General features: G+C 72.8%; 7 protein-coding genes. All 7 read left to right on the forward strand.

Going from position 1 to position 7,101, the window contains the following annotated elements:
• Nucleotides 1-60: 60 nt before the first annotated feature.
• Nucleotides 61-1,065 (forward strand): ABC transporter permease subunit, encoded by a 1,005-nt coding sequence (locus J1M44_RS03825; RefSeq protein WP_206480619.1) that lies wholly within the window; start codon nt 61-63, stop codon nt 1,063-1,065.
• The gene (locus tag J1M44_RS03830) at nt 1,062-2,054 is read left to right on the forward strand and encodes an ABC transporter permease (RefSeq protein ID WP_206480595.1); all 993 of its coding nucleotides are present in this window, start codon (nt 1,062-1,064) and stop codon (nt 2,052-2,054) included. The genes J1M44_RS03825 and J1M44_RS03830 overlap by 4 nt, the downstream gene beginning before the upstream one ends.
• A 2-nt stretch (nt 2,055-2,056) precedes the next feature.
• On the forward strand, nt 2,057-3,811 hold the full coding sequence (locus tag J1M44_RS03835) for a dipeptide ABC transporter ATP-binding protein (RefSeq protein WP_060774559.1): 1,755 nt from the start codon (nt 2,057-2,059) through the stop codon (nt 3,809-3,811).
• A gap of 93 nt (nt 3,812-3,904) precedes the next feature.
• Nucleotides 3,905-5,245, forward strand: a complete 1,341-nt coding sequence (locus tag J1M44_RS03840) for an Nramp family divalent metal transporter (protein WP_206480597.1) — start codon at nt 3,905-3,907, stop codon at nt 5,243-5,245.
• Between the two features lie 31 nt (nt 5,246-5,276).
• Entirely contained in the window at nt 5,277-5,654 is a 378-nt protein-coding gene (locus J1M44_RS03845) for a thiamine-binding protein (protein WP_144825050.1), read from the forward strand.
• Nucleotides 5,655-5,761: 107 nt separating this feature from the next.
• Nucleotides 5,762-6,325, forward strand: a complete 564-nt coding sequence (locus J1M44_RS03850) for a GNAT family N-acetyltransferase (RefSeq protein ID WP_144825051.1) — start codon at nt 5,762-5,764, stop codon at nt 6,323-6,325.
• Nucleotides 6,322-7,101: fused MFS/spermidine synthase (locus J1M44_RS03855; RefSeq protein ID WP_206480599.1), on the forward strand; the 780-nt coding region annotated here is incomplete at its 3' end. The genes J1M44_RS03850 and J1M44_RS03855, both read left to right, overlap by 4 nt.

The following is a 7,101-nucleotide window of genomic DNA, read 5'->3' on the forward strand; positions in this document are numbered from 1 at the left end:
CGCCACCGCCCGTCCCTCGCACCGACCGGCCCGGCCCCCGCGCCGGCATGGAGGCCCCTCGTGCTCAGACTCATCGGCAAGCGCCTGCTGCTGCTGATCCCCACCCTGTTCGGACTGTCCGTCCTGCTGTTCGTGTGGGTCCGCAGCCTGCCCGGCGGCCCCGCCACCGCCCTGCTCGGCGACCGCGCCACCCCCGAGGCCGTGGCCCGGGTGAACGCGGCGTACGGCTTCGACAAGCCCCTGCTCGAGCAGTACGTCACCTACATGGGGCGGCTGCTGCGCGGCGACTTCGGCACGTCGACCATGACGAATCGGTCCGTGGTCGAGGAGTTCGCGGACCGCTTCCCGGCCACGCTGGAGCTCTCGATCTTCGCGATCGTGTTCGCGGTCGTCATCGGCATCCCGCTCGGCTACTGGGCCGCCCGCCATGTGGGCCGGTGGCAGGACGACGTCGCCGTCGTGCTGTCCCTGATCGGCGTGGTGGTGCCCGTGTTCTTCCTGGCGTTCATCCTCAAGTGGGTGTTCGCGGTGAAGCTGGGCTGGCTGCCCACCGACGGCCGACAGGACCCGCGGATCGACGCCACCCACTACACGAACTTCTACGTGTGGGACGGCATCATCACCGCCGAGTGGGACGCGGCCCTGAATGCGCTGACCCACCTGGTGCTGCCCGGCATCGCGCTGGGCACCATCCCGCTGGCGATCATCGCGCGCATCACCCGCGCCTCCGTGCTGGACGTGCAGGACGCGGACTTCGTGCGCACGGCCCGCGCCAAGGGCCTGGCCCCGCGCCTGATCCGGGACCGGTTCATCATGCGCAACGCCCTGCTGCCGGTGAGCACCACGTTCGGCCTGCAGCTGGGCCTGCTGATCTCCGGGGCGGTGCTCACCGAGACGGTGTTCGCGTTCAACGGGATCGGCCGGTTCCTCGCCCAGGCGATCTTCCAGCTCGACTTCCCTGTGCTGCAGGGCTTCATCATCTTCATCGCCCTGCTCTACTCGCTGATCAACCTGGTCGTGGACGTCTCCTACGGCCTCATCGACCCGAGGGTGCGTGTCTCATGAGCGTGAACCTGCCCCCCAGCCCCGGCGGCGGACCCACCGAGCCCGCCGTCGACCACGCGCTGGCGCCCGTCGAGGCCGGGGCCACCCAGGAGACCACCGAGGCCGCCGCGGACGCGCGCGGCACCTCCGTGTGGGGCGCCGCGTTCCAGCGGCTGCGCCGCAACCCGGCGGCGATCGCCGGCGCCGTGATCGTGCTGCTCTTCGTGCTCGTGGCCGTCCTCGCCCCGGTGCTGGCCCCGTACGCGGGCACGGCCACACCCGGCATGCGCGAGATCCGCCCCACCCACGTGCCCGGCCCCGGCGAGGTGGCCGGCTACCCGCTGGGCCTGGACCGCTTCGGCGGGGACGTGCTCTCCAAGCTGATCTGGGGCGCGCAGGCCTCGCTGCTCATCGGGGTCATCTCGACGGCGTTCGGCCTGGCCGGCGGCATGCTGCTCGGCCTGCTGGCCGGCACGTTCGGCGGCTGGGTGGACTCCGTGGTGATGCGCGTCGTGGACATCCTGCTCTCGGTGCCGAACCTGCTGCTGGCGGTGTCCATCGCGGCGATCCTCGGGCAGACCCCGTTCGCGGTGATGATCGCGATCGGGGTGGCGCAGGTGCCCGTGTTCGCGCGGCTGCTGCGTTCCTCGATGCTCACGCAGAAGGGGTCGGACTACGTGCTCGCGGCGCAGACCCTCGGCCTCTCGCGCGGGCGGATCACGATGTCCCACGTGCTGCCGAACTCGCTGGGCCCCGTGATCGTGCAGGCCACGCTCACGCTGGCCACGGCCGTGATCGACGCGGCCGCCCTGTCCTTCCTCGGCCTCGGCGGCGGCCGCCCCGAGACCGCCGAGTGGGGCCGCATGCTCACCTACGCGCAGGCAGAGCTGGGCATCAACCCCTGGCTCGCGTTCCTGCCCGGCCTGTGCATCGCCATCACCGCGCTCGGCTTCACCCTGCTGGGCGAGTCCCTGCGCGAGGCCCTCGACCCGACCTCCCGGAGGCGCTGACCATGGACCCCAAGCACGACGACGGCGCGCCCGGCCCCGGCGCGGAGCCCGCGGTCCCCGCGGCCGGCGCCCCGCTGCTGGAGATCCGCGACCTGGACGTGGAGTTCACCACCCAGCAGGGCACCGTGCAGGCCGTGGAGGGCGCGTCCCTCACGCTCCCGGCCGGGGGCACGCTGGCGATCGTGGGCGAGTCCGGCTCGGGCAAGTCCACCACCGCGATGGCCGCGATCGGCCTGCTGCCCGGCAACGGCCGGGTCACGGCAGGCTCCGTCCGCTTCGCGGGCGAGGAGCTCGTGGGCCTGCCCGAGTCGCGGATGCGCGGCATCCGCGGCCGCCGGATCGGGCTGGTGCCGCAGGACCCGATGTCCAACCTCAACCCCGTGACCCGGGTGGGGCAGCAGATCGGGGAGACCCTGCTGACCCACGGCATGGCGACGAAGAAGGACGTGGGGGCCGCCGTCGTCGAGGTGATGGAGCGCGCCGGCATCCCCGAGCCCGCGCGGCGGGCCAAGCAGTATCCGCACGAGCTCTCGGGCGGCCTGCGTCAGCGCGTGCTGATCGCCATCGGCCTGGCGTGCCGGCCGCAGCTGCTGATCGCGGACGAGCCGACCTCCGCCCTGGACGTGACGGTGCAGCAGGTGATCCTGGACCAGATCGACGAGATGACCCGCGAGCTCGGCAGTTCCGTGCTGCTGATCACCCATGACCTCGGCCTCGCCGCCGAGCGGGCGCAGCAGCTCGTGGTGATGCACCGCGGACGCGTGGTGGAGTCCGGCGACGCGCGGGCCATCCTCGAGGACCCGCAGCACGCCTACACCCGCTCGCTCGTGGCGGCCGCGCCGTCGGTGGCGGCGGCCCGCCTGCTGCCCGAGGCCTTCGACCCCGCCCCGGCCGCCCTCGCCGAGGACGACACCGCGGCCCTGACCACGGTGGCCCTGGCGAAGCAGGACCTCACCCCGCTGGTGGAGATCCGCGACCTCACGAAGGTCTACCCCGTGCGCGGGCACGAGGACTTCACCGCCGCGAAGGACGTCTCCCTGAAGATCCCGCGCGGCAAGACCGTCTCGATCGTCGGCGAGTCCGGCTCCGGCAAGACGACGACGGCGCGCATGCTGCTCAAGCTGATCGAGCCGACCTCGGGCGAGATCAGCTTCGAGGGCAAGGACGTGCTGGCGCTGAAGGGGGAGGGGCTCAAGGACTTCCGGCAGCGTGTGCAGGCCGTGTTCCAGGACCCCTTCTCCTCGCTCAACCCCTCGTTCACGGTGGGCCGGATCATCGAGGAGCCGCTGCAGACGTACCGGCGGGGCAACGCCAGGCAGCGGCGGGCGCGCGTGCTCGAGCTCATGGACCAGGTCGCCCTGCCCTCCCACTTCCATCGCCGGTACCCGGCCGAGCTCTCGGGCGGACAGCGCCAGCGCGTGGCGATCGCCCGCGCGCTCGCGCTGAACCCCGAGCTGATCGTGTGCGACGAGCCGGTCTCCGCACTGGACGTGCTCGTGCAGGACCAGATCCTCACGCTGCTGCGCCGCCTGCAGGACGAGCTGGGGCTGAGCTACCTGTTCATCTCGCACGACCTGGCGGTGGTGCGGCTCATCTCCGACTACGTGTGCGTCATGAAGGACGGCCAGGTGGTGGAGGCGGCCAGCTCCGAGGAGGTCTTCACCAACCCCCGGCACCCGTACACGCGGCGACTGCTCGCCTCGATCCCGGGCAACGAGCTGGGCATCGCCGTGGAGGCGGACGGGACGCACGTGTGAAGCACCGCGGAAGGATGTGAGCGGCGTCGCTTCCATGCGTGATACTTGTTGCGCCACTCGCATCACTCGCATCCCCGATCGCAGGAGCATCCCATGGCCCACGCCGTCGACCCCGGGCGCCCCGTGCACAACCCGGACATCGTCGGGTTCACCGACGCCGAACTGAACGAGACGCCGATCCGCCCGCGCTGGAACTCCCTCGGCCCGGGCATCGTCGCCGCGGCCACGGGCGTGGGCGCGGCGGACCTGGTGGCCACCCTGACCGCCGGCTCCCGCTACGGCTACATGCTGCTGTGGGCCGTGGTGCTGGGCGTGATCTTCAAGATCGTGCTCGTGGAGGGCGTGGGCCGCTACTACCTCTCCACCGGCAAGACGATCTTCCAGGGCTGGCGCACCCTCGGGGCCTGGACGTCCTGGTACTTCGGCCCGTACATCCTCATCTGGGGCATCGTGTACGGGGCGACGGCGATGTCCTCCACCGCCCTGCCGCTCGCGGCGCTGTTCCCCGGGGTGGACAGCAAGGTGTTCGCGATCGCCGCGGGCCTGATCGGCCTGGGGCTGGTCTGGCTGGACAGGTACCGCCTCATCGAGTGGCTCATGACGGTGCTGATCGGCGTCATGTTCGTGACCGTGCTGCTCTCCGCGGCGCTGACGGCCCCGAACCTGGGCGAGATCCTCGCCGGTCTCGTGCCGCGCCTGCCCTCCGGCGATCCCCAGGCCATGTTCTACGTGCTCGGCCTGGCCGGCGGCGTCGGCGGCACCATCACGCTCGCGGCCTACGGCTACTGGCTGCGCGAGAAGGGCTGGAACGTCCCGAAGTACCTGAAGGTCATGCGGTTCGACAACGCGACCTCGTACATCCTCACGGGCATCTTCGTGATCGCCACCATGGTCATGGGTGTGGAGCTGCTGCACTCGGCGGGGCTGGCGATCTCCTCGGGTGACAAGGGCCTGCTCGACGTCGGCGACGTGCTGGCCGAGCGCTACGGCTCGGTGTGGTCCACGGTGTTCCTCATCGGATTCTTCGCCGCGTCCTTCTCCTCCCTGCTGGGCGTGTGGCACGGCGTCTCGCTGATGTTCGCGGACTTCTGGACGAACTTCCGCCGGCCCGCCGAGGAGCTGGACCAGGACGACGCGCCGTCGCTGTCCTCGAAGCCCGGCCGCTTCTTCCTGCTGTGGCTGACCCTGCCGCCCATGGCGCTGCTGTTCCTGGACCGGCCGATCTTCCTGATCCTGCTCTACGGCACGCTCGGCGCCCTGTTCATGCCGTTCCTGGCCGTGACCCTGCTGTTCCTCAACAACACGAAGGACGTGCCGCGGCAGTTCCGCAACGGCTGGGTCCGCAACATCCTGCTGGGCCTGACCGCGGCCGTGTTCGTGGCGATCGGCGTGAACGAGCTGATCAAGGCCCTGCAGCCGGTGCTCGGGGGGTGAGCCGGCGGCGGGAGCGGGGCACACTGGTGCCATGATCGTCGCCTTCTCCGTCGCCCCCTCCGGCCAACCCGCCGACGCCGAGCACCTGCCCGGCGACGGGGACACCGCGTCCGTGCACCGGGCGGTGGCGGCCGCCGTCGCCGTGGTGCGCGCCTCCGGCCTGCCGCACCGCACCTCCTCGATGTTCACCGAGATCGAGGGGGAGTGGGACGAGGTGATGGAGGTCGTGCGCGCCGCCGTGGACGCCGTGTCCCCGTACGGCACACGCGTCTCGCTCGTGCTGAAGGCGGACATCCGCCCCGGCCACACCGGCGAGCTGGACGGCAAGCTCGAGCGCCTCGAGTCGGCCCTCGCCGAGGACGAGCAGCGGCGCGCCGCCCCGGCCCCGCGCGACGGCGACGCCGGGTGACCCCCCTCCCCGCTGCCCCCGGACGCTTTCGTTCGGGAAACGGCGGCGTGTCGAGGCGCTTTCGTTCGAGGAATGGCCGCCGCGCCGGCGGCCCGGAGGAGCAGCCCGTGCCTGAGCCCGTGACCGTGCGCCCCGCCGCCCCCGGGGACGTCGAGGCGCTGCTGCGCGTCAAGGCGCGGTCGTGGCGGGAGGCCTACGGCGCGCTCCTGCCGTCCGCCTACCTGGACGCGATCGAGGCCCGGATCCCGGAGGACGTGCCCGCGTGGACCGCGCTGATCGGATCGGACCGGGACCTCTGGGTCGCCGACGACGGCGGCCGGCTGCTCGGCGTGGCGCTCGCGGGCCCGCGTCGCTCGGCGGCGGAGACGGGCCGGACGGGTGCGGACGACGCGCCCGCGTCGCCCGCCGACCTGCCCGATGTGGAGCTCATGGTGCTCTACGTCCTGGCCGAGGCGTACGGCACCGGTGTGGGAGCGCGCCTGCTGGACGCCGTCGTGGGGGACCGCCCCGCGCTGCTGCGCGTCCTCGCCGAGAATCCGCGGGCCGTCGCGTTCTACGTCAAGCACGGCTTCGCGGCCGTGGGGGCGCCGGAGCCGATGACCGGCCCGTGGGCCGGCCTGCACGAGCAGCTGATGGTGCGCCGCCTCCCGCACGACGGCGGTGCGGCGTGAGTCGCCGGTCGTCGGCGCGCCGGGGCCGGGCCGCGGGCGGATCCGCCGGCCCCTCCGGGATCGAGCCGGGCGTCCACGCGATCACCCACGGCACCGCCGAGATCCGCGAGGACGCCTTCGAGCCGGGCGCGTTCATCCTCTACGTCAACGGCGTCGAGTCCTCGCCGCTGGACCCCGAGCGCCCCGAGCGCATGGCCTTCGAGTACATGCGCTGGGCCGCCGCAGCCGTCCGGGCGCACTGGCCGGAGCCCACACCGCTGCGTGCCCTGCACCTGGGCGGCGCGGGCTGCGCGCTCGCCCGCTGGGTGGACCACGCGTACCCGGGCTCCCACCAGACCGCGGTGGAGATCGACGTCGGCCTGGCCGCCCTCGCCCGCGAGCGCTTCGGCCTGCCCCGCGCCCCGGCCCTGCGCATCCGCGTGGCCGACGCCGCCGAGGTCCTGGCCACGGCCCACCCGGCCAGCCGCGACCTGATCATCCGCGACGTCTTCGCCCCGGACCCCACGGACCTGACCGGCGCCCGCCACATCACCCCGCCGGGCCTCACCGGCCTGGACGCGGCCCACGCCGCCGCGCGGGTCCTCGCCCCGGGCGGGCTGTACGTGCTCAACGTGGGCGGCGGGCCGGACCTGACGTCGGTGCGGGCGGACGTGGCCGCCGTCGTCGCCGCGTTCGAGCACGTCGAGGTGATCGCGGATCCGCCCATGCTCAAGGGGCGGCGCCGCGGCAACGTCATCGTGGCGGCCTCGGACACCCCCGTGGCCCGCCCCTTGAGC

Source organism: Micrococcus sp. KRD128 (assembly GCF_017168395.1).
In the GTDB taxonomy this organism is placed as follows: Bacteria; Actinomycetota; Actinomycetes; order Actinomycetales; family Micrococcaceae; genus Micrococcus; species Micrococcus luteus.